Origin of the sequence: Isoptericola luteus (assembly GCF_020297055.1) — a bacterium.
In the GTDB taxonomy this organism is placed as follows: Bacteria; Actinomycetota; Actinomycetes; order Actinomycetales; family Cellulomonadaceae; genus Isoptericola; species Isoptericola luteus.
Window position 1 is genome coordinate 157304 of record NZ_JAIXCQ010000009.1, and the last position, 26222, is coordinate 183525.

The 26222-nt window shown below is 75.9% G+C and carries 23 protein-coding genes; 17 read left to right on the forward strand and 6 right to left on the reverse strand.

From position 1 onward, the window contains the following. The first annotated feature begins 76 nt into the window (after window positions 1–76). From LEP48_RS13715 to LEP48_RS13755, 9 genes are all read left to right on the forward strand, one after another. Entirely contained in the window at window positions 77–451 is a 375-nt protein-coding gene (locus tag LEP48_RS13715; RefSeq protein ID WP_225566191.1) for a PadR family transcriptional regulator, read from the forward strand. Next, window positions 448–1407, forward strand: coding sequence for a permease prefix domain 1-containing protein (locus LEP48_RS13720; protein ID WP_225566155.1), 960 nt, complete (start codon window positions 448–450; stop codon window positions 1405–1407). Before LEP48_RS13715 ends, LEP48_RS13720 begins: the two co-directional genes overlap by 4 nt. A 147-nt stretch (window positions 1408–1554) precedes the next feature. Then, window positions 1555–1845, forward strand: coding sequence for a type II toxin-antitoxin system Phd/YefM family antitoxin (locus LEP48_RS13725; RefSeq protein WP_225566156.1), 291 nt, complete (start codon window positions 1555–1557; stop codon window positions 1843–1845). A gap of 127 nt (window positions 1846–1972) precedes the next feature. Beyond that, window positions 1973–2398, forward strand: coding sequence for a type II toxin-antitoxin system VapC family toxin (locus LEP48_RS13730; RefSeq protein WP_225566157.1), 426 nt, complete (start codon window positions 1973–1975; stop codon window positions 2396–2398). A 10-nt stretch (window positions 2399–2408) separates the two neighbouring features. Then, complete coding sequence (locus tag LEP48_RS13735; protein WP_225566158.1) at window positions 2409–2738, forward strand: DUF2516 family protein; 330 nt, start codon at window positions 2409–2411, stop codon at window positions 2736–2738. A gap of 1 nt (window position 2739) precedes the next feature. Continuing rightward, complete coding sequence (locus LEP48_RS13740; RefSeq protein ID WP_225566159.1) at window positions 2740–3870, forward strand: asparaginase; 1131 nt, start codon at window positions 2740–2742, stop codon at window positions 3868–3870. Continuing rightward, window positions 3867–4292, forward strand: a complete 426-nt coding sequence (dtd, locus tag LEP48_RS13745) for a D-aminoacyl-tRNA deacylase (RefSeq protein WP_225566160.1) — start codon at window positions 3867–3869, stop codon at window positions 4290–4292. The genes LEP48_RS13740 and dtd overlap by 4 nt, the downstream gene beginning before the upstream one ends. A 98-nt stretch (window positions 4293–4390) precedes the next feature. Next, entirely contained in the window at window positions 4391–6376 is a 1986-nt protein-coding gene (locus tag LEP48_RS13750) for a helix-turn-helix domain-containing protein (RefSeq protein WP_225566161.1), read from the forward strand. 237 nt (window positions 6377–6613) lie between these two features. Next, window positions 6614–8293 carry a glycosyl hydrolase family 18 protein gene (locus tag LEP48_RS13755; RefSeq protein WP_225566162.1) on the forward strand — a complete coding sequence of 560 codons (1680 nt, stop codon included), beginning with the start codon at window positions 6614–6616 and terminating at the stop codon, window positions 8291–8293. A gap of 69 nt (window positions 8294–8362) precedes the next feature. Here the strand turns inward: LEP48_RS13755 and LEP48_RS13760 are convergent, their stop codons facing one another. Further along, the gene (locus LEP48_RS13760; protein ID WP_225566163.1) at window positions 8363–9076 is read right to left on the reverse strand and encodes an LPXTG cell wall anchor domain-containing protein; all 714 of its coding nucleotides are present in this window, start codon (window positions 9074–9076) and stop codon (window positions 8363–8365) included. 170 nt (window positions 9077–9246) lie between these two features. Further along, window positions 9247–11169: a DUF4012 domain-containing protein gene (locus LEP48_RS13765; protein WP_225566164.1), complete on the reverse strand. Its 1923-nt coding sequence runs from the start codon at window positions 11167–11169 to the stop codon at window positions 9247–9249. A gap of 269 nt (window positions 11170–11438) precedes the next feature. Here LEP48_RS13765 and LEP48_RS13770 point away from each other — a divergent pair, with 269 nt between their 5' ends. The 3 genes from LEP48_RS13770 to LEP48_RS13780 all read left to right on the forward strand — a co-directional run bounded on the left by LEP48_RS13770 (window position 11439) and on the right by LEP48_RS13780 (window position 14126). Then, entirely contained in the window at window positions 11439–11993 is a 555-nt protein-coding gene (locus tag LEP48_RS13770) for an RNA polymerase sigma factor (protein ID WP_225566165.1), read from the forward strand. Between the two features lie 130 nt (window positions 11994–12123). Then, a complete protein-coding gene (locus LEP48_RS13775; protein WP_225566166.1) occupies window positions 12124–13635 on the forward strand; it encodes a hypothetical protein in 1512 nt (503 codons plus the stop codon). A 47-nt stretch (window positions 13636–13682) separates the two neighbouring features. Further along, a complete protein-coding gene (locus LEP48_RS13780; RefSeq protein WP_225566167.1) occupies window positions 13683–14126 on the forward strand; it encodes an OsmC family peroxiredoxin in 444 nt (147 codons plus the stop codon). 75 nt (window positions 14127–14201) lie between these two features. Here LEP48_RS13780 and LEP48_RS13785 read toward each other — a convergent pair whose 3' ends face one another. Continuing rightward, the gene (locus LEP48_RS13785; protein WP_225566168.1) at window positions 14202–15266 is read right to left on the reverse strand and encodes an NAD-dependent epimerase/dehydratase family protein; all 1065 of its coding nucleotides are present in this window, start codon (window positions 15264–15266) and stop codon (window positions 14202–14204) included. A 310-nt stretch (window positions 15267–15576) separates the two neighbouring features. Between LEP48_RS13785 and LEP48_RS13790 the strand changes: the two genes are divergently transcribed. Both LEP48_RS13790 and LEP48_RS13795 read left to right on the forward strand, forming a co-directional pair. Next, entirely contained in the window at window positions 15577–18540 is a 2964-nt protein-coding gene (locus LEP48_RS13790) for an FAD-binding and (Fe-S)-binding domain-containing protein (protein ID WP_225566192.1), read from the forward strand. 55 nt (window positions 18541–18595) lie between these two features. Further along, the gene (locus LEP48_RS13795) at window positions 18596–19201 is read left to right on the forward strand and encodes a nitroreductase family protein (RefSeq protein ID WP_225566169.1); all 606 of its coding nucleotides are present in this window, start codon (window positions 18596–18598) and stop codon (window positions 19199–19201) included. Between the two features lie 63 nt (window positions 19202–19264). On the opposite strand, the gene pdxR is transcribed toward LEP48_RS13795, so the two are convergent. Beyond that, window positions 19265–20731, reverse strand: a complete 1467-nt coding sequence (gene pdxR / locus LEP48_RS13800; protein ID WP_225566170.1) for a MocR-like pyridoxine biosynthesis transcription factor PdxR — start codon at window positions 20729–20731, stop codon at window positions 19265–19267. Between the two features lie 99 nt (window positions 20732–20830). Between pdxR and LEP48_RS13805 the strand changes: the two genes are divergently transcribed. Further along, on the forward strand, window positions 20831–21811 hold the full coding sequence (locus LEP48_RS13805) for an aldo/keto reductase (RefSeq protein ID WP_225566171.1): 981 nt from the start codon (window positions 20831–20833) through the stop codon (window positions 21809–21811). Between the two features lie 21 nt (window positions 21812–21832). Here LEP48_RS13805 and LEP48_RS13810 read toward each other — a convergent pair whose 3' ends face one another. Together LEP48_RS13810 and cofD are read right to left on the reverse strand one after the other, a co-directional pair. After that, the gene (locus tag LEP48_RS13810; RefSeq protein WP_225566172.1) at window positions 21833–22624 is read right to left on the reverse strand and encodes a CofC family guanylyltransferase; all 792 of its coding nucleotides are present in this window, start codon (window positions 22622–22624) and stop codon (window positions 21833–21835) included. Window positions 22625–22671: 47 nt separating this feature from the next. Further along, a complete protein-coding gene (cofD, locus tag LEP48_RS13815) occupies window positions 22672–23634 on the reverse strand; it encodes a 2-phospho-L-lactate transferase (protein ID WP_225566173.1) in 963 nt (320 codons plus the stop codon). A 74-nt stretch (window positions 23635–23708) separates the two neighbouring features. Here cofD and LEP48_RS13820 point away from each other — a divergent pair, with 74 nt between their 5' ends. Both LEP48_RS13820 and LEP48_RS13825 read left to right on the forward strand, forming a co-directional pair. Further along, window positions 23709–24020, forward strand: coding sequence for an MTH1187 family thiamine-binding protein (locus LEP48_RS13820; protein WP_225566174.1), 312 nt, complete (start codon window positions 23709–23711; stop codon window positions 24018–24020). Window positions 24021–24220: 200 nt separating this feature from the next. After that, window positions 24221–26176 carry a restriction system modified-DNA reader domain-containing protein gene (locus LEP48_RS13825; RefSeq protein ID WP_225566175.1) on the forward strand — a complete coding sequence of 652 codons (1956 nt, stop codon included), beginning with the start codon at window positions 24221–24223 and terminating at the stop codon, window positions 26174–26176. Window positions 26177–26222 lie beyond the last annotated feature (46 nt).

A 26222-nucleotide genomic window follows, 5' to 3' on the forward strand; every position in this document is an offset into this window, starting at 1 on the left:
TGGCTCGGCGGAGCAGATGCAGCCGCGTCGGGAGGCGTTGTCGTCTAGTAGTTGATGAGATACAGTACTTGGTGTGATGCAGCGCGATGAGAGCTCGACGGCGGGAGACGCGTTCTCCGCCGATCTGCTGCGTGGCCACACCGACACGATCGTGCTCGCGACGTTGCGTCGCGGGGACCGCTACGGCTTCGAGATCTACAAGGCGATCCGCGACGCGACCGGCGGCGCGCACGAGATCAAGGAGGCCACGCTCTACGCGACGTACCGCCGCCTGACCAAGGACGGGCTGGTCGAGGCCTACTGGGGCGACGAGTCCCAGGGCGGACGCCGCAAGTACTACCGGCTCACGGACGCAGGTCGGGCGGTCTTCGCTCGCAACGTCGCGGCGTGGGTCGCCACCCGGGACGTGATCGACGCCCTTCTGCGCACAGACAAGGACACCGCGAGATGACCACCGTCCACCGCTTGCTCGACGACGCCTTCGCCGGCGTCGACCTCACCCCTGAGGTCCAGGACCTCAAGGAGGAGATCCGCGCGAACCTCGAGGCCCGCGCTGCCGAGATCGAGGCGTCCGGGGTGTCGCCGTCCGACGCCGCGCACCAGGCATTCGACGAGCTCGGTGATGTGAGCGCGCTCGTGGCGGAGGCCGCCGGGGCGCCGTCGTCGACCGACGCCACGGCCACGCCCGGAGGCCGGCCGGCCGCGGCAGCCCGGTACGCGTCCACGGCGCAGGCCATGCTCGCGAACAGGGTGCGACCGAAGCCCGGCTTCGTGGTGGGCGTGGTGCTCGGCGCGCTGGTCGTCGTCGCGGCGCTCGCCCTCGCGGGACTTGGCGCGGCGAGGATCCTCACGCTGCCGGCGATCGTCGTCGTCGCCCTGCTGGTGACGGCTGCCAGCGCGGCCGGCTTCATCGTCGGGTTCTCCCTCTCGCAGGAGACGACGACGAACCACCCGGTGCCCTCCCCGCGTGCGGGCGGCTACTACCTGGCGACGGGGCTCTCCGTGCTCGGCCTGCTGCTGGCCCTGTTCACCCTCCTGGAGGCGTTCCCCTCGTGGATGTACCTCGTCGCCGGCGTCTTCGTCGTCCCCGGCGTGGTCCTGTTCGTCGGTCTCGGCGTCACGCAGACGAACCGCAAGAAGGCCTGGTTCCGGGAGGTCTCCCGGGAGCACGGGGTGGTCGGCGACCGCTTCGACCGTGACCCGGAGGCCGCAGCCCGGTTCGGGATCTTCACCGCGGTGATCTGGGTGTCGGCGTTCGTCGCGTGCGTGGTGGTCGGGACCACCGCGGGCTGGGCCTGGTCGTGGCTCGCGCTGGTCGCCGGCTGGATCGTCTTCATGCTGCTGCTCGCCCGGATGCTGTTCGGGGAGAAGCCGAGGACGACGGCCGCGCCCGACGACAAGGGCTGACGAGGGCTGACAGGGGCTGGCAGGGGCTGACAGGGCTCGCCGACGACGCGCACCGCGTCCGTCGTCGAGCACGCGCTCCGGCAAAGGACGGCGGGGGCGAGACGGGGGGCAGACGGCGATGGGGGAGGGGCGGTACGGTCTGGCGTCATGGAGGTCGCCGTCAGCGCGCTGCGCGCCGAGCTGAAGTCGTGGATCGAGCGGGCGCGCGCGGGCGAGGAGGTGGTCATCACCGATCGGGGCGTCCCCGTCGCGCGCCTCACCGGCGTCCAGACGGCGGACCTGGTCTCCGGCCTGGTGCGTGACGGCCTGCTGACGCCGGCCACGACGGAGCGACCGTCCCAGTCCGTACCCGACGGCGTCCCCACGGCGGCCGCCGCCCGCGCGGGCGCCAGGTCGCCGTCGCTCATGTCCGACCTGGTGCGACGCATCCGCCGCTGACGGTCGCGTCCTCCGCCCGCCGAGGACGGCGCCAGACGGCGCAGGACGGTACGACGCGGCACAGAGCGGCACAGAGCGGCACAGCACGACCACCGGACGACCCACCGGAACCGACGGACGGAGCACGATGGCCCTCGTCTACCTCGACGCCAGCGCCCTGGTGAAGCTGTGTGTGCCGGAGCAGGGCTCCGAACTCGCCGCGGCCCTGTGGAACCGCGCGGACCTGGTCGTTACGTCACGCGTCTCGGACACGGAGGTCCGGGCGGCGCTCGCCGCGGGGGAGCGGGCGGGCGTGATCGACCCGCTGACTCGCCGCCGCGGGGTCGGACGCTGGGACGAGCTGTGGCCCGCGATCGCGATCCTCGAGGTGTCGCCGCAGGTCTCCGCCGATGCGGCGGACCTCATCGCGACCTGCCCGGTGCCTCTGCGCGGCGCGGACGCGCTGCACGTGGCGAGCGCCCTCGCGCTCGCGCACGACGACACCGTCGTCGCGGCGTGGGACGCGGGCGTCGCGGGCGGCGCGCGCTCCCGCGGGCTGCGCGTCCTCCCGTAGGCTCGCCCTCGTGCTCGGATCCCTGCAGCTCCTTGTCCTCGCCGTCCTCGCCGTCGTGGTGTTCGTCGTGCAGCTCGTGGCCCTCGTCGACGCCGCGCGCCGCCCCGCGTCCGCGTACGTCGCCGAGGGCAAGCTCGCCAAGAAGATCTGGCTGATCATCCTGGGTGTCGCGGCCCTGATCGGGTTCCTCGGCCTGCCGCCGACGTACCTGACGTCCGGCTCGTTCTTCAACGTCATCGCGACGGCGCCGGCGATCATCTACTGGGTCGACGTCCGGCCGCGCATCGCCCCGTACGGCACGGGCAAGGGCCGTCCCCAGGGGCCGACGGGTGGGTGGTGACGTGACGCCGGAGGCGACGCCGCAGCCGGGCACGCTCGCTTCCGAGGCCGAGACCGACGTCGCGCGCGGTGCGGTGCCGCTCGCCGAGGTGGTGCGCGGCGACCTCGTGGAGTCCGTGCACCTGGGCCACCTCGTGGTGCTCGACGCCGCGGGCGAGGTCCGCCTGGCCCTCGGCGACCCGGCGACGACGATCTGGCCGCGCTCGACGGTCAAGCCGCTGCAGGCCGTGGCCATGCTGCGCGCGGGGCTCGACCTGCCGGACCGCCTGCTCGCGCTCGGAGCCGCCAGCCACAGCGGTGCGCCCGAGCACCTCGCGGGCGTGCGAGAGATCCTCGCCCGTGCGGGGCTCGACGTCTCGGACCTGCGCAACACCCCGGACCTGCCGTACGACGCGGACGAGGCCGTGGCCTGGCAGCTCGCCGGGCACGGCCCGGAGCGACTGAGCCAGAACTGCTCGGGCAAGCACGCCGCCATGCTCGCCACGTGCGTCGCCGCCGGGTGGGACACCGCGTCGTACCTGGACCGCGACCACCCGCTGCAGCGCGCCGTGCGGGACGCCGTCCTGGAGCTCACCGGGGACGGCCCGGCCGGGCTGCACGTCACGGTGGACGGCTGCGGGGCGCCGCTGTTCTCGACGTCGGTCCTGGGGCTCGCGCGCTCGTTCGGCGCGCTCGCGGCGGCGGGCGCGGACGCCGAGGGCGACCCGGCGGACGCCGCCGGGCGGGTGGCCAGGGCGATGGCGGCGCATCCGGAGATGGTCGCCGGGCGTGGCCGTGAGGACACGCTGGTCATGACGGCGGTGCCCGGCGTGATCGCGAAGATCGGCGCGGACGGCGTGTGCGCGGCCGGCCTGCCCGACGGCTCCGCGGTCGCGTTCAAGGTGCTGGACGGCGCTCCCCGGCCTCGGCCGGCGGTGCTCGCCGCGGCGCTGGCGCTGGCCGGCGCCGCCCACGTCCCGGGCGCGGACGCCGCGGCGCTCGCCGCGGTGGGCCAGACGCCGGTGCTGGGCGGCGGCCTCCAGGTGGGCAGCGTGCGGGCGGCGTTCCGGGCGGGCCCGGGCGGCACCGACGGCCAGGCGGGCACGGGTGCCTCAGGGCTCCCGCGCGATCCGTCCGGCGAGGGCGACCGGTGAAGGCGGTCCTGCAGCGTGTGACGCGCGCGAGGGTCACGGTCGACGGCGAGGTCGTGGGAGCCATCGACCGGCCGGGCGTGCTCGCCCTCGTGGGGGCGACCCACGCGGACGGCGCGGCCGAGGTCGCCACCATCGCGCGCAAGATCGCCGAGCTGCGGATCCTGCGCGACGAGCGCTCCGTGCTCGACGCCGGCGCGCCGGTGCTCGTGGTCAGCCAGTTCACCCTCTACGGGGACGCGCGCAAGGGCCGGCGGCCCACCTGGAACGCGGCGGCACCCCGGCCGGTCGCGGAGCCCCTGGTCGACGCCGTCGTCGCGGACCTTCGCGGCCGGGGGCTCGAGGTCGCCACCGGCAGGTTCGGTGCCGACATGGCGGTCGAGCTGGTCAACGACGGGCCCGTGACTATTCTGTTGGAGGCCTGACAAATCGCTGACCTGTGGGTTCGCGATCCGTCGACGACGACGGCGGCAGACCTGAGCGCCCGGGACGCCCGAGCCCGGCGCGAGACAGGAGGGCGACGATGACCTCGTTCCGCGACAGCTTCACCCCGTCCGCCGACCGGACGCTGGCCGCGGCCGTCGCGCCGCAGGTGGTGTGTCACGTCGCCGGACGCGTCGGCGCCGACCGCGAGGCGCTCGCCCAGACGCTGGCCGTGCTGACCCGGGCGCAGCTCGCGGGCGTGTCGATGCTGCCCGACCCGCTGCCCCCGACGCCGGCCGTGCGGGCCGCCGTCAGCGCCCAGGTGGCCGCGCTCGACGACGAGGGCCGGCGCATCCTGCTCGCCGCCGCCGTGCTGGTGCTGGACCGGGTGGACGTGCTGCTCGGCGCCACCGGTGCCGCGGTGGACCGGCTGCTCGCCTCGCCGCTCGTGGACCGCCTCGAGCTCGCGGACGGGCGGTTCCGCTGCGTGGACCCGCGCGTGCGCGCCGTCGTGCACGAGGACGCGGATCTCGCCGGGCGGACGGCGGTCCATGCCGCGCTCGCCGCGGAGCTCGTGCGGTCGGGCGAGGAGCGGGGCGCTCGCTGGCACACCGCGCTGGCCACCCTGGCCGGGGACCCGGCCCTGTGCGGAGGGCTGGTCGACGACGCCCGCGCGATGCTGAGGCGCGGCGCCGCCGTCACGGCGCACGCGATCGCCCGCGAGGCGGCGAGCCACGGCGCGGGAGAGGACCGTGCCGAGGCCTTCCTCGTCGCCGGGCAGGCGGCGTTGTTCTCCGGGCACCTGGCGGACGCCGACCACTGGCTGGAGCGGGTGGCGAGCACCGGCGTCGAGGCGGTCCGCGCCGACGCCGAGCGCGCCGAGGACGCCGTTCGTGCGCTGGTCGGGTGCGGTGGGCCGACGGCCGGCTCGAGCGCCCGGTCGGCCGTCGGCGCGACCGCCGGCCCGACCGCTGGAACGCCCGGTCCAGGGGAGGACCGCCCGGGCTCGACGCGGGGCGCCGGCCAGAGTGGTGTCAGAGGCCCTGGGCCCCGCAGCAACCGGCCCGAGGACGCGGCTCGCCGTGATGGCGCGGAGAGCGACGACGCGCCGGCCGGGGGCGGCGACGCCGACGCGCCGGGGATGCGGCTCGCCCGGCTCGTCGTGCCCGTGGCCCGGGCCGCGGTCTCGGACGTGGACCGGTCGGCGCTGGTCGCCGTCGTGGACGCGCTCGCGCGGCTCGAGACGCACCCCCGGGACGCGGACGCCGTCCTGGCACGAGCGGTCGTGACCACGGCCCCGGCGCGCGACGAGGAGGCGTGGACGACGTCGCGCGACGCGCTCTCGCCGCTGGCGGAGGCACACCTGCGGGTCGTGCAGGCGTTGGTGCTGCTGCGCTCGGGTGCCGCGGAGCAGGCGCGGCGGGTGCTCGACGATGCCGCGGACCGGCTGCCCGTGGCGCCGGTCGTCGGTGGGCTGGCGGCGGCGATCGCGCGGTCCTGCGGCGGGGTGCAGGGCGGTCTGGCGGTGATCCTGGAGTCGGTGGGCCCGGCGGTGCACCCCGCCGCCGCGGCCGCCTGCGCGGCAGGCTGCCGGCCGGGCGGCGCTGCCCGCTCGTCCCGGGACGACCGGGCCGAACGGCGCGACCGTGCCGATCGAGACGACCCTGCCGACCGCGACCGCAACGACCGTGCCGACCGTGCCGACCGTGCCGACCGTGCCGACCGGACCAGCCGTGCCGGTCACCTCGACCGCGGCGAGAAGAGCGACACCGGGCTCGACGGCGAGGAACCGACGACGGCACCCGGCCCGCCGTCGGGCGTCCTGGTGAGCTGCGCCGTCCAGGCGACGGGGACGAACGGCGCGGCCGCCGTCGTCGACGTGTGGTCGAGGTGGGCGGACCTGCTGACGGCGCGTGAGCTCGACGTCGCCCGGCTCGTCGCCCAGGGGCTGGCCAACAAGCAGGTGGCGGGGCGGCTCTCCGTGTCCGTGCGGACCGTCGAGGTCCACCTGGGCCGGGTGTACCGCAAGCTCGGGGTGGGCTCGCGCGCGGAGCTCACCGTCCTGGCGCTGCGCGGCGCGGCCTGACGCCACCCGGCTGACGGCGTCCGGCCCGGCGGAGTACGGGGAAACACCTACGCCCGCACCGCGCCGCGCGGCGGATCCTGTGGACATTGCGGATGCCATAAAAGGAAGGCTTCCTTACTTTTGGCCATAGAGCGTTCACCGTCGAACGACCCGCCCTGGGCGGCCGGCGGTCGCGCCCTGATCCCCGTGGGGCCCGCCCCCACGGACCCATCCGCGCAAGGTCAGGGAGGAAGTTCGATGGACCAGCACACCCAGTCCGCACGCCGGCCCCGGCGACGACGGCTCGTCGCGGGGCTCGCCGCGCTCGCCGTCGCCGTCACGGGAGCCGTCGGAGCGGTCGCGGCCACGCAGAGCGCGTCGGCGGCCGAGGCGACCAACCCCGGGGACAGCTCGATCAACGGCTACCGCAACGTCGGCTACTTCACGCAGTGGGGCGTGTACGGGCGGGGCTTCCAGGTCAAGGACCTGGTGGACTCGGGCGCCGCCGAGCAGCTCACCCACATCAACTACGCGTTCGGCAACATCCACCACCAGACGCTCACCTGCTTCGAGGCCAACAAGGCGCAGGGCAGCGGGCCGAACGGCTCCGACGGGGCCGGTGACGCGTGGGCCGACTACGGCATGTCCTACACGGCGGCCACGAGCGTCGCCGGCGTCGCCGACACGTGGGACCAGCCGATGGCGGGGTCGTTCAACCAGCTCAAGCAGCTCAAGGACGCCTACCCGCACCTCAAGGTCATGCTGTCCCTCGGCGGCTGGACCTGGTCCAAGAACTTCTCCCGGGCCGCCGCCACCGACGCGTCGCGCCAGGCGTTCGTCAGCTCCTGCATCGACCTGTACATCAAGGGGAACCTGCCCGTCATCGACGGGCGCGGCGGCGCGGGAGCGGCGGCCGGGGTGTTCGACGGCTTCGACATCGACTGGGAGTGGCCCGGGTCGCTCAACGGCGCCGAGGGCAACCACGTCGACCAGGCGAACGACGCGCGCAACTTCAAGCTCCTCCTCGCCGAGTTCCGTGAGCAGCTCGACGCCTACGGTGCCACGACGGGCGAGGACTACCTGCTGTCGGCGTTCCTGCCGGCGAACCCGGACGACATCGCGGCGGGCGGCTGGAACGACCCGGCGATCTTCGACTCCCTGGACTACGGCAACGTCCAGGGCTACGACCTGCACGGTGCCTGGGACGCCACGCTCACCGGCCACCAGATCAACCTCTACGACGACCCGGCCGACCCCCGCCCGGCGGCCCGCCAGTTCAGCGTCGACAAGGCCGTCCAGGAGTACGTGGGCGCGGGGATCGACCCGGCACAGCTCGGCCTCGGCATGGCGATGTACGGCCGCGGCTGGACGGGTGCCACCCAGGCGGCGCCGTGGGGTCCCGCCACCGGCGCGGCGCCCGCCACGTACGAGGCGGGCATCGAGGACTACGACGTCCTGAAGTCCGTCGGGACCGGCACCTACGACGCGGCCGTCGGCGCCGCCTGGCGCTACGACGGCACCAGGTGGTGGAGCCTCGACACCCCGCAGACGGTGACGCAGAAGTCCGCGTACATCCGGTCCCAGGGGCTCGGCGGGGCGATGTGGTGGGACCTGTCCGGTGACGAGCCGGGCGAGCTGCTCGACGCCGTGGAGGCCGGCCTCTTCACGGGGACTCCCGGCCCGGTCGACCCGGGCGAGCCCACCCCCGACCCGACCGACCCGACGCCGGACCCGACCGACCCGACGCCGGACCCGACCGAGCCGACGCCGGACCCGGGTGACTGCGCGGTCGCGGCCTGGGACGCGGGCGCGGTGTACACCGGCGGCAACGTCGTCTCGCACGAGGGCCACGAGTGGCGCGCGAAGTGGTGGACGACGGGCGAGGAGCCCGGCACCACCGGCGAGTGGGGCGTCTGGGCGGACGAAGGCGCCTGCTGACCGCACGGCCGAGCCCGCCGGGACCTGGTGGTCCCGGCGGGCTCGGCCGGAGGGTTGCTCGGTGAGCCGTCAGCCGGTGGTGCGTCGACGGCGCACGAGGACCGTGATGCCCGCGCCGACGGCGACCAGGCCGGCCGCGACGGCGGCGAGCAGCCCCACCTCGGCCCCGGTCTGCGGCAGGAACCCGGAGCTTGTCGGCTGGGCGGCGGGGACGGCGCCGGGTGCCGGCTCGCTCCCGGGCGCCGGGGCGCCGGGGGTCGACGGTGTCTCGCCGGGCGGGTTGGTCGCGCAGCTCGGGGACGACGGCGGGTAGGCCGCGGTGGCCGTGAGCTCGGGGTTGACCTCGAACTTCACGTCGACCTGGGGGCGCACCCAGTCGAACTCGTCACCCTCGACCCACTCGCCGTCCACGAGGCTCCAGCCCGGCCAGTCGAGGGGGCTGCCGTCGGCGCCGACCACGGCCCCGGGCCACAGGACGCGGCCCGACAGCGGCTGGTCGGTCAGGACGACGTCGTCGCCGGACGGGTTGATCCAGGTGATCGTCGCGGTGCTGCTGTCGGTGCCGGTGGCCGTCAGCCGGTACAGCAGGTACGGCACGTCGCCGTCACAGATCGGCTGGAACATCTCCGCCGTCAGCGACGGCTCCTCCGGCTCCGGGTAGCCCGTGACACTGGGGCTCGGTGACGCGTCGGCGGTGGCTGCGGAGGCACCCGCGACACCCATGGCCAGGCCGAGCCCGAGCGCCGTCACGGCGCGGGGCAGGGTGCGTACGGCGGTAGCCATCGTGATCTCCTCGGGTCTGCGGTGCGAGCAGCGGTGGTACGTCCCCCTGCGCGTTCACGCTAGCGGCGCGGTAGGCGAGCAGCCCCCGTCTCACCCGGGTGAAAGGACTGGTGGGCGCGGGTTTCACCCGCGCCCCGAGCACCCGTCCCGGCGCCGTCCCGGCGCGGTCGTCAGCCGCAGGTGGGGACCTCGAGGTCGTGCAGGCCGGGCATCGTGGCGGTGGGGGTCGTCCACACCTCGAGGTGTCCGGACGGCGTGGACCCGGCGCTCGACGTGCCGGCGGCGGGGACCGCCAGGCGCAGGGTGGTCTCCTCGCCCGGCGCCAGCACGACGGTGGCAGAGACCGTCGCGCGGTCGTGGGTGGTGCGCGTCTCGCCGCCGAAGGGTGCACCGTCACGCTCCAGGCGCGCCACGTCCGCGCCCCGGGCGCCGGCCACGGTCACACCGAGCCGGATCGTGCCGGGCTCCGACTTCTTGCCGGGCAGGCCCGCGACGTACCAGGGCAGAGAAGTGGCGGCGTCGGCCGGAGCGTTCGAGGCGAGCCGCAGCTCGAGGGTGTCGACGCGGCCGTCGGCGGTGCACTCGGACCCCACCTGGCTCAGCGACGCGTCGAGGTAGGCCGACATCTTGCCCGCGACGTGGTCCGTGAGGAAGACGCCCACGGCGTCCGCGGCGCGCGGGGTGGAGGCGAACGCCCCGGCGAGCTGGGTCCCGTCGAACTCGGCCTGCTCGGTCTCGTCCGCGGACCAGACCCGCAGCCGGTGCTCGTCCGCGGCGTGCTCGAAGCCCGCGAGGATCGCCGCGGGCGTGGCCTCGGACGACGTGACGCTCGCCAGGACGGTGGCCGCCACGTCGGCGTAGAACACGTCCGCCGTCGCGGGGTCGAGCACGTCGTAGGTGCGACGCAGCAGGATGTCGACGGCGTTCTCGGCGCTCACCTCGACGGCGTCACGGCCCAGCTCCTCCGCGACCTGGGGCGAGACCGGCACCGTGACGGGCCCCGTCCCGGCAAGCAGGTACGACACCGCGACCGGGTCGGTGGCGACGACGCCGTCCACCCGCTCGCCCTGCGACCGCTCCCACATCTCGGCCGCGAGTCGGGCGGACGTCGGGAAGTCGGGGGTCGCGGTGACGTCCTGGACGAAGGTGCCGAGGCGGGCGGTGTACGCCGCGTCGTCGTCCGGGTGCAGGGGCAGCACCGGCGCGTCGAACGGACCGACGGCGGCGGTCGAGACCTGCCGGACCACCTCGATCGCGCCCGCGTCGGTGCGCAGGAGCACGAGCGAGCCGGGGATGCCGCCGCCGGCGCGGAGCTCCGCCGGGTTGAGGCTGAGGAGCAGGTAGGTGCGGGGGCCGTCCGCCCCGAGCATGGTCGGCAGGAGGGTCGTGGCACGGTCCGCCGTCGCGACGACGCCGGCGAGGTCGGTCACGCGGTCGCGCAGCGTCGAGACGGGCTCCGCCAGCTCGGGCAGGAGGGCGTCGGGATCGATGCCTTCCAGGCGGGCCAGGGCGTCGGTGACGGTGTCGTGCGCGACCGCCATCCGCGGCGCCGCGTCCTGCAGGGGCGTCAGGTCGAAGGCCCCGTCGTCGGTGCGCTCCAGGCCCGACACGGCGTCGGCGACGGAGGCGAGCGGGGGCAGCACGTCGTCCGTGACCTGGTCCAGCACCACCGCGACGTCGGTGGCCGCCGCGGCGGACGGCCCCACGCCGGGGACCCGCGCCGCCAGCCACCACAGCGGGCCGTCGGTCGCGGCGCGGGCCGTCGCCGTCTGCCGGGCGAGCTCCGTGAGCGCAGGCGAGGCGGCGAGGTCGACGGCAGGCGCGGCGTCGTCGGCGACCGCCCCGGGGTCGACGGCGGCCCGCAGCTCCTGCTCGACGGCGGGGACCTGGGTCGCGGCGCGTGACAGCGCGTCCCGGGCCACCATGGCGTCGCGCACGAGGAGCACCGCGGCCACGAGCACCGCGACGATCACGGCGCACAGCACGAGGACGACCCAGCGCCCCACGTGACGACGGCGCGCCGCGGGGACGGGGGCGTCCGCCGTCGGGTCCCCGCCTGCGCGGGTCCTCTCGGGGTCTGTGTCGACGCTCATTCCCGCACCGTAGGTGCTGCCGGGCGCCGTGACGGGATGAATGTGCGGGTGATCTCTGGGCTGGTGTCCGCCGTGCCGACGTCGGCCGACGTCGGCCGACGGCAGACGGGGTGCGCCGGGGCGAGGATCGGGGTGTCGAGCACGAGGCCGGGCGGATGCGGGGCCGGCCTCGATCCGGTGCCCCGCCGGTGCAAGGTGGAAGCCGCCCACGACACATGCGGTACGAACGGGCTGGCACCCAGCCCGAGCTCAGGACCGCAGGAGGCCCGGTGAGCCCACAGGACCCGATCGGCCGCGACGACGCGGCACGCGACGGGCACACGGCCGACGGCGCGTGGTTCGACGCGCTGTTCGCCGCGCACGCAACGGCGGTGCACCGCTACCTGGTGCGACGGCTGCCGGCGGGCGCCGTGGACGCCGAGGACCTCGCCGCCGACGTCCTCGCCACCGCGTGGCGCCGTCGGGCGGACGTGCCGCGCGGTGCCGAGCTGCCGTGGCTGTACCGGACGGCGGGCTTCGTGCTGGCGAACCACCGGCGCAAGGCCCGGGCGACGCCGGTCGCCGTCGTGCCCGACGTGCCCGACGACGTCGACCCGGCGGCGCTCGCCGTCGACGACGACCAGGTGCGCGCCGTCCTCGGCCGGCTCTCGGCGCGGGACCGCCGGATCCTGCTCCTCGTCGCGTGGGACGGCCTCGCCCCGGACGACCTGGCGCAGGTGCTCGGGGTGTCGCGTGGTGGAGCGGACGCCGCGCTCTCGCGCGCGCGGGCGCGGCTGCGCTCCGCCTGGGACGGGCAGGACGGCGCGCAAGCCGACGCGGGGTGAGCACACAGGCTTGGTAGGGGCGGTCAGCACGTGGGTGACCGCCAGCAGCAGCGAACGAGCGGCCGCCGGCGGACAGCCGGGTCCGGCAGTCGGAACGAGCAGCCAGCAACGGGTTGTCGGGGAGGTCGAGATGAACGAGGACGAGCGCACGGGGCGGGATCGCGCGGGGGACGACGACGAGGCGTTCGCCCGCCTCGAGGCGGCCGACCCGGCGGCCGGGACGACACCGCGCGAGGGCGTGCTGCGGGCGAAGGTCGACGCGCTACGCGCCGAGGACGGGGCCGGTCTCGGGGCCGGTCTCGGGGCCGGTCACGGCGTCGGGGCCGCGGCCGGCGACGGCGGGGCTGGCGGTAGGTCCGAGCCCGGACGCGACGGTGTGCCCGACGGCGTCCTCGACGGGGCGGCGCCGGCCGGGACGAAGCCCGGGCGAGTGCACGCCGTGCGGCGGCAGCGGCTGCCGTGGCTGGCGGCGGCGTGCGTCGCCGGGGTCGTCGCCGTGGGCGGCGGGGGCTACCTGCTGGGCTCGGGGACCCAGGCGCCGGGGGCGGCGGACGCGGCGGGCCACGCCGAGGCGGCCGTCGTGCTCGGTGGTGGCGCCCGCGGCGGGGAGGACAGCGGCGGCGCCGGCCCCGCGACGGAGCAGGAGGGTGCCGCGGACTCGGCGTCGTCCACCGCCGGCGACTCCACGATGCCGAGCTGGTACTCGTCGGGACGCGCGCTGTTCCGCGCCGACGGGTTGTCGGGGGAGCGGGGGAGCGCCGCCGCCTACGGGTTCGACGCGTCCCGGGCCGCCACCCGCGAGGGCGTGGCGCGCGTCGCCGAGGCGCTCGGGGCGGAGGGCGAGCCCCGGTGGGACTACGGGTCGTGGGCGGTCGGCTCGCCGGACGGCAGCGGCCCGAGCGTCTGGGTGTCCGTCGACGGCACGGCGACGTTCGGCTACAACGACCCGGCCGCGGACCCGTGGCGCTGCGAGCAGGTCGAGACCAGCTCTGGCGAGGATCCGCGCGAGGGGTCGGACTCGCTGGCGGAGGGCGAGGCGTGCACGCCGTCCGGCAAGGCCGTCTCCGAGGACGCCGCGACGTCCGCGCTGCGCGACGTCATGGAGCGCCTCGGGACGGACCCGGGCGGGTTCGAGATCGTCGTCGAGGAGCAGGCGCCCGACGACCCAGCCCGCTGGGTGACCGCCCACCAGGTGATCGACGGCAAGCGCACCGGCGCCCAGTGGAGCGCCACGGTGGCGCCGAAGGGCGTCGCGTGGCTGGACGGCTTCCTGGCGGAGACGGTCGACCTCGGCGACTACCCGGTCGTCAGCCCCGCCGAGGCGGTCGAGCGGCTGGGCGACCCGCGGTACTCCGGCTCGGCGTGGCCGTCGCGGTTCGCCGACGACGGGGCGTCCCTCGAGCCCTGGGCCGAGCCGACCGCCCCCACCACGCCCCCCGCGCCGCCGCAGGTGGGCGACCCGGTGCGGTGGCCCGTGTCGGACGTCGAGATCGTGACTGCCCGGCTCGGTCTCGCCCTGCAGCACGAGGAGGGCGGCACGACGACGGTCGCGCCGGCCTACGAGCTCTCCGACGCCGACGGCACCGTGTGGTCCGTGCTCGCGGTGGCGGACGAGGCCGTGGACTACTCCGCCGCGCGTTAGGGGTTACGGTCGTGATGACCTGTCCCGCAGCATGAAGGAGAGCTTCGATGCCCACTCGTACCGCACGCACTGCCTGGAACGGCTCCCTGCAGGAGGGCTCGGGCCAGATCGCGCTCACGTCCTCCGGCGCGGGCACGTTCGACGTCTCGTTCCCCCGTCGTGCCGCGGACGACGCCGAGGGCGTCACCAGCCCGGAGGAGCTCGTCGCGGCAGCGCACTCGTCGTGCTTCGCGATGGCGTTCTCGCTCGAGGTCGCGAACGCCGGCGGGACGCCCGGCTCGACCGACGTGAGCGCCGACGTGACGCTGAGCCCCGCCGCGGGCGGCGGGTTCGAGATCTCGAAGATCGCGCTGACCGTCGTCGGCGCGGCCGCCGGCATCGACGCTGACGGCTACCGGGCCGCCGCCGAGGCCGCCAAGGCCGCCTGCCCCGTCTCGAAGGCGCTCGCCGGCGTCGCGGAGATCACGCTGGACGTGACCTTCGAGGGCTGACTCACCCGTTCCCGAGCACGACGCGGGGCCGCCGTCCGACCGGACGGCGGCCCCGCGTGGCGCGCGGAGCGGGCGCTAGCCGGCCAGGAGGGGCGGGGACCCGGCCCCCGTCCCGGCGAGGACGCCCTCGACGGTCTCGCGCAGCACGTCGGCGGGGTCGTGGGTGGGCCGCCAGCGCAGCAGCTCGCGGGCTCGGGAGGCGTCGAGCACCACGTCGGCGCGGGCCATGTCGAACCAGCCGACGTCGATGGGGACCAGGCGCAACCGGGACGCCACCGACAGCCCGGTGCGCACCAGCTCCGGCCGCACCGGCACGGAACGACCGCCGGACAGCGCGCGGGCGAGGCCGTCGCCGTCGAGCCAGCCGTCCGGGGCGAGGTTGAAGGCGCCCGGGTGCCGGCCGACGATCGCCGTGCGGTACGCCTGGGCCGCGTCGTCCGTGTGCAGCACCTGGAGCCGCAGCCCGTCGATCGCGGGCGTCACGGGCAGCAGCACGCCGTCCGGCGCCCTCTTGGCCAGCTGCCGCAGCCCCCAGGTCCCGAGCGGGCCCAGGAAGTAGCGGGCGAGCTCGGCCCCGGCGTCGCGCTGGAACATCAGCGACGGGCGCATGCGGGTGACGACGAGGCGAGGGTGCGTCTGCTCCAGGCTGTCGAGGAGCCGCTCGACGGCGGACTTCTGGGTCGAGTACGTGGAGGTCGGCACGCCGTCGGTGGGCCACGACTCGTCCACCGGTGCGCCGTCCGCGGGCCCGGGCGAGTAGACGCCCGACGTCGACCCGAAGACCAGGTGCGGCACGTGGTTGCGCACCACGGCCTCGGCCACGGCGCGCGTGCCGCGCACGTTGAGCCGCCGCTCGGCGTCCGGGTCGCGCGTCCGCGGCGCGGCCCAGGCGAGGTGCACGACGGCGTCGGCGCCCGCGACCGCGGTGTCGAGGGCGGGCTCGACGACGGTGGAGGGTGACGTGAGGTCGACGCGGACCCACTCGGCCGTGTCGTGGGGGAAGGTCACGGTGCTCGACCCGTCGGCCCGGGGAACGCGCCGGGCCACCCCGACGACCGAGGTGACCGCCGGCTCGTGCGCGAGGGCACGGAGCACGGCCGTCCCGACGTTTCCGCTGGCACCCACCACGACGACTCGCACGATCCCGACGCTAACCAACTCGACGTCACCGCGCGCGGTGACCGTCGCGCCGACCGGCGTGATGACCGGGGCGGGACCAGGGGCGGGACCCGGGGCGGAGGTCGAGACTCCGAAGGCCCCGCACCACCAGGTGACCGGGGGCGGCGGCGCGCTGCCGGCCGGGGAGGGGCCGCGCCCGGGACGGTCCGGCGGGCCCCGGCCCACTGATGCGACAATCGCCCACGTGCCGGCTGAGATCGACGAGAACCGCAACGTCCCCTCCGCGGGCCCCGCCACGCCGGAGCAGGAGGCCCTCCGGCGTCAGGAGGTCCTGGCCGAGGCGGACCGGGCCGCCGCGCAGGCGCGCCAGGCCGTGGTGACCGCGCTGCGGACCGTCGTCGCGGGCGAGGTGGACGCGAGCGCGCGCCGTCGGGCCGAGTACTCGACCGACGCGTCCAACTACCGCGTGCTGCCCGACGCCGTGGCCTTCCCTCGCAGCACCGCCGACGCGGTGCGCGCGCTCGAGGTGCTGCGCGAGCTCAAGATCCCCGTGACGTCCCGCGGCGGAGGCACCTCCGTGGCGGGCAACGCCGTCGGCACGGGCGTCGTGCTCGACTTCTCGCGGCACCTGACCGAGGTGATCGAGGTCGACGCCGAGGCCGGGACGGCGACCGTGGAGCCCGGCACCGTGATGTCCAGCCTGCAGCGCGCCGCCGCCGGCGCCGGGCTGCGCTTCGGCCCCGACCCGTCCACCCAGAACCGCGCGACGCTCGGCGGCATGATCGGCAACAACGCGTGCGGGCCGCACGCCGTCGCCTACGGCCGCACCGCGGACAACGTGGTGGCCCTCGACGTCGTCGACGGGCGCGGGCGACGCTTCACCGCGGGGCGCGGCGACCCGACGTTCGCCGACGTGCCCGGGCTGGCGGAGCTGGTCCGGGAGAACCTCGCGCTCATCCGCACCCAGTTCGGCCGGTTCGGCCGCCAGGTGTCCGGGTACTCGCTGGAGCACCTGCTCCCGGAGAACGGGTCCGACCTCGCGAAGGCGCTCGTGGGCACGGAGGGCACGTGCGTGACGGTGCTCGGCGCCACCGTGCGCATGGTCCCGGTGCCGAGCGCGCCCACGCTCGTCGTCCTCGGCTACGCCGACATGCCCTCGGCGGCCGACGACGTCCCCGCGCTGCTCTGGCACCAGCCGCTCGCCATCGAGGGTCTCGACGCGCGGCTGGTCGACGTCGTGCGCCGGGCCAAGGGCGAGGCCGCCGTGCCCGCGCTGCCCGAAGGCGCCGGCTGGCTCATGATCGAGGTCGGCGGCGCGTCCCAGGACGAGGCGACCGAGCGGGCGCAGGCGGTCGTGGACGCGTCGTCCGCGCTGTCGTCGCTGGTGCTGCCCGCGGGGCCGGACGCCACCAAGATGTGGCAGATCCGCGCCGACGGTGCGGGGCTCGCGGGCCGCACCCCCGCCGGGGAGCAGGCCTGGCCCGGCTGGGAGGACTCCGCCGTCCCGCCCGAGAAGCTCGGCATGTACCTGCGCGACCTCGACGACCTCATGGCGCGCTACGGCGTGGACGGGCTGCCCTACGGGCACTTCGGAGATGGGTGCGTGCACCTGCGGATCGACATCCCGATGGAGACGTCGGGGTCGGTGCTGCGCACCTTCATGATGGACGCGGCGCGGCTCGTGGCCTCCCACGGCGGGTCGCTGTCCGGAGAGCACGGCGACGGCCGCGCGCGCTCCGAGCTGCTGCCGCTCATGTACTCGCCCGAGGCGATCCGGCTCATGGAGCGCTTCAAGGCGTTGTTCGACCCCCACGACCTGCTCAACCCGGGGATCGTCGTGCGCCCGGCGGCGGTGGACGCGGACCTGCGCCGCCCCGCCGCGCGGCCCGTGCTCTCGACGCTGCCGGTGGGTGACCGGGGCCTGGTCGGCGAGGGGCCGCTGCGCGGCGTCGCCAAGAAGACCGGGCACGCGGGCTTCGCGTTCGCGCACGACCACCACGACCTCACGACGGCGGTGCACCGGTGCGTGGGCGTGGGCAAGTGCCGCGCCGACAACCAGGCGTCGGGCGGGTTCATGTGCCCGAGCTACCAGGCGACGAAGGACGAGAAGGACGTCACCCGCGGGCGCGCCCGCGTGCTGCAGGAGGCCCTGAACGGCACCCTCGTCGGCGGCCTGACGGCGCCCGAGGTGCACGAGTCCCTGGACCTGTGCCTGAGCTGCAAGGCCTGCTCGTCGGACTGCCCGGCGGGCGTCGACATGGCGCAGTACAAGTCCGAGGTGCTGCACCGCACCTACAAGGGGAAGCTCCGCCCGGTGGACCACTACGCGCTCGGCTGGCTGCCGCGCTGGGCCCGGCTCGCGGGCGGCATGCCGCGGTTCGTCAACAAGGTGCTGGGCGTGCCGTGGATCGCGAAGGCCGTGCTCTGGGCGGGTGGCATGGACACGCGGCGCCAGGTGCCGCGGTTCGCCGAGATCCCGTTCCGCACCTGGTGGCGCCGCGGGCACGCGACGCACGGCGTGCCCGGCCTCGCCGTCGGGGGCCGTCCCGGGCGACCGATGACGCAGGACCGCCCGAAGGTCGTGCTGTGGGCCGACTCCTTCAGCGACGCCCTGGCGCCGTCCGTGCCCCAGGCGGCGGTGAAGGTGCTCGCGGCGGCGGGGTACGACGTCGTCGTGCCGAGCCAGCAGGCGTGCTGCGGGCTCACCTGGATCTCCACGGGTCAGCTCGACGGCGCCCGGCGGCGGCTGTCGTCGCTGCTGTCCGTGCTGGGCCCGTACGCGGTGAACGGCATCCCGATCCTCGGGCTGGAGCCGTCCTGCACGGCGGTGCTGCGCTCCGACCTCCTCGACCTGTTCCCCGACGACCCGCGCGCCGCAGCCGTGGCCGGGGCCACGAAGACGCTCGCCGAGCTCCTCACCTCGCCCGAGACGGCGCCCGCGGCCGGGACCGGCTGGTCGATCCCCGACCTGTCGGACCTCACCGCCGTCGTGCAGCCGCACTGCCACCAGCACGCGGTGATGGGCTTCTCCGCCGACGAGGCGCTGCTGCGCGCCGCCGGGGCCGAGATCAAGGTGCTCGCCGGGTGCTGCGGGCTCGCGGGCAACTTCGGCATGCAGAAGGGCCACTACGACGTGTCCGTCGCCGTGGCCGAGAACGCGCTGCTGCCCGCCCTGCGGGAGGCCGAGCCGGGCACCCAGTACGTCGCCGACGGCTTCTCCTGCCGCACCCAGGCCGTGCAGCTCGAGGGCACCCAGGGCAAGGCGCTCGTGGAGGTCATCGCCGAACGTCTCTGACGCCGTGTCCGGCGTCCGGGCAGGGCGCCGGGCCCAGGCCGGGCAGGATGGGTGCGTGGAGTTCCAGGACGTGGTGCGCAGACGGCGGATGGTGCGGCGGTTCACGGACGAGCCCGTGCCGCCGGAGACGGTGGACCGGCTGGTGCGCAACGCGGTGCGTGCGCCCAGCGCGGGGTTCTCGCAGGGCTGGTCGTTCCTCGTCCTGGCGGAGCAGGAGGACCGCGAGCGGTTCTGGTCGGCGGCGACGCCCGTCACGTCCGAGCGCGACATGTCCGCCTGGCTCGCGGGCATGCGCACCGCCCCGGTGCTGGTCGTGGCGCTGTGCTCGAAGGACGCCTACGTCGGCAGGTACGCCGAGGCGGACAAGGGCTGGACCGACCGTGACGAGGCGCGCTGGCCGGTGCCGTACTGGCACGTCGACGCGGGCATGGCGTCGCTGCTCATGCTCCAGACGGCGGTCGACGAGGGCCTCGGTGCCTGCTTCTTCGGCGTCGGGGCGGGCGAGACCCCGGCGTTCCGGGAGGCGTTCGGCATCCCCGACGCCTGGGTCCCGACCGGCGTGGTCGCGGTGGGTCACCCGGCCGACGGCGGTGCGAAGGGCTCCCCGACGCGCCGGCGCCGCAAGCCGCTGGAGGACGTCGTGCACCGCGGCCGGTGGTGACCCGGGGCTGACAGGGGGCACCTCGGCGATCGCCTGACCCTCACTTCTGCGATGCGCTGGGTATCACCGCTTCGATGCCTCGGCTGTCGTCGTCGCGCGCACGGCGGCGGCGAGCGCGGCCACGGCCTCGTCGACGCGGGCGTCGGCGAGGTTGCCGTAGCCGACGACGAGCGCCTCGCCGGAGCGGTCCGGCGACGACGCGCGCGGCCCGGCGCTCACGCGGTAGCGGCGCAGGTCGGTCACGGCGACGTCGCGCGCGGCGGCCGCCCGGACGACGGCTGCGGCCGGGACGCCGTCGGGCAGGGCGACGACCACGTGCAGCCCCGCAGCCAGCCCGCTGACCTCGTGCCCGGGCAGCGCGGCGCCGAGCGCCTCGAGCAGTGCGGCCCGTCGCCGGCGGAAGCGTCCCCGCGCGGCCCGCAGGTGGCGTTCGTAGGCGCCGTCGGTGAGGAAACGGCCGAGCGCGAGCTGGTCGACCGTCGACGGCGCCGCGCCGCCCGCGTCCTCGCCGAGGCGGTCGAGCCACTGCGGGGGCGCCAGCAGCCAGCCCAGCGCGAACGCGGGGGAGACCGTCTTGCTCAGCGACCCGAGCAGGGCCACGCGGCCCGGGTCGTGACCCTGCAGGGCCGCGACGGGCCGCCGGTCGTACCGGAACTCGGCGTCGTAGTCGTCCTCGATCACCAGCCCGTCGACGTCGCGGGCCCACGACACGAGGGCGTCGCGGCGCGCCGGTGCCAGCGCCACCCCGGTCGGGAACTGGTGGGCGGGCGTGACGAGGGCCGCGCGGGCGCCGGTGCGCGCGGCCGCCGCCACGAGCGCGTCCGTCACGACCCCGCCGTCGTCGACCGGGACGGGGACGGGGAGGAGCCCGGCCGCCCGGGCGACGTCGCGCAGCCGGCCCCAGCTCGGGTCCTCGACGAGCAGCGCCGTGTGCCCCGCGGCGCGGAGCGCGCGGGCGAGCCGGGTCATGCCGTCGCCGGCACCGTGCGTCACGACGACGTCGTCGGCGCCGGCGCAGGTGGAGCGCGCCCGGGCCAGGTAGGCGGCGACGGCGGCGCGGGCGGCGGGATGGCCCGCCGGGTCGGGCGAGCCGAGGTCGGTGTCGGGCGCGTCGGTGAGCGCGTCGCGCACCGCCCGGAGCCAGGCGGACCGGGGCACCTGGCGCAGGTCGGGTACGCCGGGACGCAGGTCGCGGCGCGCGGGGGCGGCGGGGCTCGGGCGGCCGGACGGCGCGTGGTGCTTCGGCACGGCGTGCGCGGCGGCGCCAGGCGCGACCCGGGTCGCGGACCCGACACGGGCCTCGCAGAACCCCTCCGCGACGAGCTGGCCGTAGACCTCCGTCACCACCCAGCGTGAGACGCCCAGGGTCTGGGCGAGCACGCGGCTGGGCGGCAGCGCAGCGCCCCCGGGGACGCGCCCGTCGTGCACGGCGTCGCGCACCGCGCGCTCGAGCCGGGACACCAGGGGCGCGTCGTCGTCGCCGAGATCGAGAACGGTGTCCCACGCGAGGCGCTGATTGGTCTGGGACATCACCACAGGATTGGACGGTACACCCGGACCGATCCGCTCGTAGCGTCGAAGACGTCAGCCGGCGGAGACCACCGTCGGCACGTACCCGGAGGGAACCCCATGCGCTACCGCACCATCGGCGACGGCACCACGTCCTTCGAGGTCAGCACGCTGTGCCTCGGCACCATGTACTTCGGCACCCGCACCGACGAGGCCACGTCCCGCGCCATCCTCGACCGCTTCGTCGAGGCCGGCGGCACGTTCCTCGACACCGCGAACAACTACAACGGCTGGGGCGGCGGCCACGGGCGCGACAGCGAGGACGTCATCGGCCGCTGGCTCGCAGACCGCGGCAACCGCGACTCGCTGCGGATCGCCACCAAGGCCGGCGCGGCCAAGAAGGACCCGAACCTGCCGCTGCAGCACGTACCCCCCACGAACTACCAGGGCCTCGGCGCCGAGACCCTCGCCACCGAGGCGCGGGAGAGCCTGCGCCACCTCGGCGTCGACCACCTGGACGCCTACTACGGCCACGTGGACGACAACGACACCCCCCTCGCCGAGACGGTCGGGGCGTTCGGCAAGCTCCAGGCCGTGGGGCTGGTCGGCGTCACCGGCATCTCCAACGTCGCGCTGCACCGCGTCGTCGAGGCGCGCGAGGAGGCCCGTCGCCAGGGCGTCGCGCCCTACGGGCTGGTGCAGCAGCAGCTCACGTACCCGTACCCGCGCCCCGACGTCGGTCGCCACAACTGGGCGTCGTACGAGCTGCTCGACTACGCCCGCGCGTCGTCCGAGGCCGGCAGCCCGCTCGCCGTCGTGGCCTACTCGCCGCTCATGCAGGGCGCGCTGGTGCGTGACGACAAGCCCCTGTGGGACGGGTTCGACCACCCGACCACCCACGAGCGGCTGCGCGTGCTGCGCGAGGTCGCGGCCGAGATCGGCGCCACCCCGCACCAGGTGGTGCTCGCCTGGCTGCTCGGCGGCGACGTGCCGGTGGTCCCGATCATCGGGCCCAGCAGCGTCGCGCAGCTCGACGAGCTGCTCGGCGGCGCGGAGCTGGACCTCGACCCGGAGCTCCGGGCCCGGCTCGACGCCGTGTGAGGCGCGGCCGACCGGGCAGGCTCAGGCGGGCGCCCGACCGGTCACGCCGTCGAGCCAGGACCGGGCGGCGGGGGGCAGCTCGCCCCAGTCGTCGATGGTGTCGAGGTCGGCGGCGGTACCGGGCCGCCGCACGACGACGCCCGGCAGGCCCACCCGGGCAGCCTCCGCGAGGTGGGCGGCGCGGGAACCGGTGCCGAACCGGAACCGGAACGGCGACACCGCCGGCACGAGCAGCAGGTTCGTGCCGGACCCGTGCCGGTCGGTGGCCACGACGACGGGTGTCAGGTCGGCAGTCCGTGATCGGGTCGGCGGTCCGGGCTGCCGCTCTGATCCCGGACCGCCGCGCCGATCGGGTGGCGACGCGGCGGCGAGCACGGCGGCGACGTCGTCGGGCGACAGCAGGGGGAGGTCGGCGTGCGCGACGAGCACCCGTGCGGCGCCGAGCGCGACGGCCCGCTCCCGCCCGACGTCGACCGCGCCGTCGAGCCCGGGGCGCTCGCGCGGCTGGGCGACCACCGCGACGGGGCCGATCAGGTCGGCAGTTCGTGATCGGGTCGGCAGTCCGGACTGCCGCTCTGATCCCGTACTGCCGACCTGATCGCCGTCGAGCCCGAGGGCCTCGGTGGTGAAGGGCACGTCGGCGGTGACGACGACGACGCGGTCGACGCCGGGAGCGGCGCCGAGCACCCCGACCACGTGCCGGGCGAGCGCGGCGACCAGCCGGCGCCGCGCGGGCGGGGCGAGCGCCGTCGCGAGCCGGGACTTGCCAGAGACGCCGTCGCGCAGGGGCACGACGGCGACGGTGCCACCCACGGCAGCACCTCGCGCGCGGCCGGCCACGTGGGGGGCCGCCTCGCCGGTCACGCGGCCGGGCCGACGGCGCCGAGCAGCTCCCGAGCGAGGCGCTCGCGCCCGGCGGGCCCACCCATGATCGTGTCGGTGACCAGCACCTCGAGGCCCAGGTCGCCCACGGGCCCGGCCAGGTGGGCGTCGGCCTCGTCGATGCACATCACGTCGACCAGCCCCGTGTACAGGCGTGCGACGCCGAGCGCGGAGACCTCGTGCCCCAGTGACTCCAGGATCTGCGCGGCGGGCCCCTTGACGGCCTGGCCGCCGACGATGGGGCTCACCGCCACGCGCCGCGCCGACGTCGTCCGCACGGCGTCGCGCACGCCCGGCACGGCGAGCACGGGGTCGACGGACAGGAACGGGTTCGACGGCGCCACCACGAGCACGTCCGCGGCGCGGACCGCGTCGAGCACCCCGGGCGCGGGGCGCGCGGCCTCGGCCCCGTCGAAGGTGAGCCCGAGCACGGCGTCGGCGTGCCGCCGCCGGACGAAGTACTCCTGGAACGCGACGCGCCCGGACGGCGTGTCGACGAGCGTGCGCAGCCGGTCGTCCGTCACGGGCACGACGCCGGCCCGCACGCCGAGCGCGGCCGCGAGGTGCGCGGTCACGACGCTCAGCGGCTCGCCGGCAGCCAGCCGGGCGGTGCGCACCACGTGGGTGGCCAGGTCGCGGTCGCCGAGCGTGAACCACGTGTCCTCGCCGAGCCGGGCGAGCTGGTCGAGCATCGCGTAGGTCTCGTCCTGGAGGCCCCAGCCGCGCGCCTCGTCGTTCAGCCCGGCGAGCGTGTACATGACGGTGTCGAGATCCGGCGAGACCAGCAGGCCGTGGCGCTCGGTGTCGTCGCCGACGTTGACGACGACCCGCAGGTGCTCGGCGCCGCCGTCCGGCAGCGCGAGGGCGAGGCCGTGCGCGAGGCGTGCGCCGCCGACGCCGCCGGCGAGCAGGGTGACGCGAGGTGCCGAGGGGATGCTCACCCGACGAGCCTATGCCGCCCGGGGTCACCCAGGACGTCGACCACCGCGACGCTCGGCGGGTGCAGGATGGGCGCATGGCCGTCTTCGCTTTCTCCGTCGCCCCGCTCGGTGCCGGCGAGTCCGTCGCGGACTCCGTCGCCGAGGCCGTCCGCATCGTGCGCGCCTCGGGCCTGCCGAACCGCACCACGTCGATGTTCACCGAGATCGAGGGGGAGTGGGACGAGGTGATGCCCGTGGTGCAGCGTGCCACCGAGGCGGTGGCCGCCGGTGGCCACCGCGTCTCGCTCGTGCTCAAGGCGGACATCCGGCCGGGATACACGGGTCAGCTCGACGCGAAGGTGGAGCGGGTCGAGGAACGGCTCGCCGAGACGGGCGACCGCGACTGACGCCGCCTCGGCGTCGGGTCGCCGACGCCCCGGCGAGACGCCGCCGCCGGCCCGGAACGCGGCGTTTGCCCATTCCGTGAAGACCTTCTGTGCGGTAATGACCGAAAAGCCGGACGTGACGAGCCACACGGTGATCTGACCTAGGCTTGGCGCCGGGGTCCGACCGCGGGGGTCGTGATCCGAAGCCAGGAGTTGTGTGCATGCCACTGTTCGAGGTCGACGCCCAGCGACCGCTCCTCGTCCAGGCCGGCCAGCAGCAGGCGGGCCGTGAACCTGGTGTCGGGACCACCGCCCACCGCGTCGTCGAGAGCCACATCGACGGGCTGCTCGGCGAGCAGATCTTCCCGGTCGCCCCCGGCAACGGCCCGGGCGAGCCGCACCTGATGGCGCTCGATGCGACCGGGTCGCCCGTGGTCGTCGAGCTGGTCGCCGACCTCGACGAGGCGGCGCTCACCCGTGCGCTCGACCACGCCGGCGCCGCCGGCCGGCTGACCCGCGCCGACCTCGCCTCCCGGTACCACGGCGGCACGTCGGCGTTCCACCGCGACGTGGCCGCGTTCTACGACAGCGTCCCGATCACCCGGTCGCAGCCGGGCCGCAGCAGCGCCCGCCTCATCATCATCTGCCAGGAGGCGAGCGAGGAGATCCTCAACGCCGTCGACTTCCTGCGCCAGCCGACGATGCCGGTCGAGGTGCTGAAGATGGGCGTCGTGCACAGCGCCGACGGCCGCCGCTTCGTCGACGTCTCGCCCCTGGTGATCCACCCCGCCTCCGAGCCGACCGCGCCCCGGCTCTCCGGCTCCCACGAGATGCCCACGCTCGACCGCCGGAACCCCGGGGTGTCGGGGCCGGCCACGAGCGCGACACCCGTGGTGGGGCACGACCCCGAGGTCTTCGCCGAGGGCGTCGCCGTCGGGCTCGCGCTCACGGGCAAGCAGCCGGCCGGCACCCAGGCGTCCGAACGCCCGGCGTCGCGTGCCGAGCCTGCACCCTCGCGCGCCGACCGCCGCCGGGCGGCCGCCTCGTGGGCCGGTGACGACCGCGAAGGGTTCGGCGACACGCGCGAGCAGCCGCCGCTCCCGCGCGGGTCCGGCCTGCCCCTGCCCTCGACGCCCCCGCCGCCCCCGCCCCCGGCCGAGCCGGAGGCCCCGTTCCCCGTGGCGCGCCCGTCCGAGGCGCTGCCGACGTCGCTCCCCGGCGGCTCGTCAGCGTCGCGCCGAACCGCTCCCGTGCGACGGCGGTCCCGTGCGGACCGGTTCGCGGGGTCGGACGTCGACGCGCCCGAGGAGACCCCCCGGAGCTATGGGGGCTTCGACGAGCCGACGCCGGAGCGGACGTACGGCGACGACCACGGGCTGGGAGACGCCTTCGCCGCGGTCGCCGCGCCCGCCTTCGACCTGCCCGCCCCCTCGCCGTGGGACGCCCCGCGCCAGGAGCCGCCGATCCCTGAGCCCCGCTGGTCGGGTGCCGACGACGACCTGCCGCGCCTCCAGGTGCCGCCGCTGGAGCCCCCGCGGCTCAGTGGCGTCCCGCCGCTGGACACGGACGACCCGTACGGGAGCGGTTCGGGGTACTCGAGCGGGTCCTCGTACCCGACCGGGTCGTCGTACGGCGACTCGGCGTACTCGGGTGGGTCGTCCTACCCGGGCTCCGCGTACTCGGGCGGCTCGTCGTACGGGACGCCGGACCAGCAGTACGGGACGCCGGACCAGCAGTACGGCGCGTCGGAGCACCAGCCGTACGCAGCTCCGGAGCTCCAGCAGTACGCGGCGCCGGACCACCACCACGACCCGCTGGGCGGCCCGCTCGACCCCGCGCCCTGGGCGCCGCCGGAGGAGCACGCCCCCCGCGCCGGCACGTTCGCCCCGGCGTTCGCGGGCATCGACGCCTCGAGCGACCCGGACCTCGTCGCCCTCGCGCAGCAGCTCGGCCGGTCGACGGGGCTCACCTGGTCGCGCCCGCGGCGGCGCCAGCACTTCGAGGCGATCCTGCACGCGGACGGCACCATCGAGCTCCCCGACGGCAGCCTGTACCGCAACCCGGACCACGCGGCGTCGTCCGCGTCGGGCTCGCCCACCGCGGACGGCTGGAGCGTCTGGAAGCTCGCGGACGGCTCCGGGTCGTTGATCGACGCCTTCCGCCGCTACTTCGCCTGAGCGTCGCGCCGGCGCCTGAGTGGCGGGTTGTCGGCCGGGCGTCGGG

Bases quoted from the DNA above. Each gene is read 5' to 3' on its own strand.
- LEP48_RS13715 (WP_225566191.1), top strand. From the start codon at position 77: ATGCAGCGCGATGAGAGCTCGACGGCGGGAGACGCGTTCTCCGCCGAT.
- LEP48_RS13720 (WP_225566155.1), top strand. From the start codon at position 448: ATGACCACCGTCCACCGCTTGCTCGACGACGCCTTCGCCGGCGTCGAC.
- LEP48_RS13725 (WP_225566156.1), top strand. From the start codon at position 1,555: ATGGAGGTCGCCGTCAGCGCGCTGCGCGCCGAGCTGAAGTCGTGGATC.
- LEP48_RS13730 (WP_225566157.1), top strand. From the start codon at position 1,973: ATGGCCCTCGTCTACCTCGACGCCAGCGCCCTGGTGAAGCTGTGTGTG.
- LEP48_RS13750 (WP_225566161.1), top strand. From the start codon at position 4,391: ATGACCTCGTTCCGCGACAGCTTCACCCCGTCCGCCGACCGGACGCTG.
- LEP48_RS13755 (WP_225566162.1), top strand. From the start codon at position 6,614: ATGGACCAGCACACCCAGTCCGCACGCCGGCCCCGGCGACGACGGCTC.
- LEP48_RS13760 (WP_225566163.1), bottom strand. From the start codon at position 9,076: ATGGCTACCGCCGTACGCACCCTGCCCCGCGCCGTGACGGCGCTCGGG.
- LEP48_RS13765 (WP_225566164.1), bottom strand. From the start codon at position 11,169: ATGAGCGTCGACACAGACCCCGAGAGGACCCGCGCAGGCGGGGACCCG.
- LEP48_RS13775 (WP_225566166.1), top strand. From the start codon at position 12,124: ATGAACGAGGACGAGCGCACGGGGCGGGATCGCGCGGGGGACGACGAC.
- LEP48_RS13780 (WP_225566167.1), top strand. From the start codon at position 13,683: ATGCCCACTCGTACCGCACGCACTGCCTGGAACGGCTCCCTGCAGGAG.
- pdxR (WP_225566170.1), bottom strand. From the start codon at position 20,731: ATGTCCCAGACCAATCAGCGCCTCGCGTGGGACACCGTTCTCGATCTC.
- LEP48_RS13805 (WP_225566171.1), top strand. From the start codon at position 20,831: ATGCGCTACCGCACCATCGGCGACGGCACCACGTCCTTCGAGGTCAGC.
- LEP48_RS13820 (WP_225566174.1), top strand. From the start codon at position 23,709: ATGGCCGTCTTCGCTTTCTCCGTCGCCCCGCTCGGTGCCGGCGAGTCC.
- LEP48_RS13825 (WP_225566175.1), top strand. From the start codon at position 24,221: ATGCCACTGTTCGAGGTCGACGCCCAGCGACCGCTCCTCGTCCAGGCC.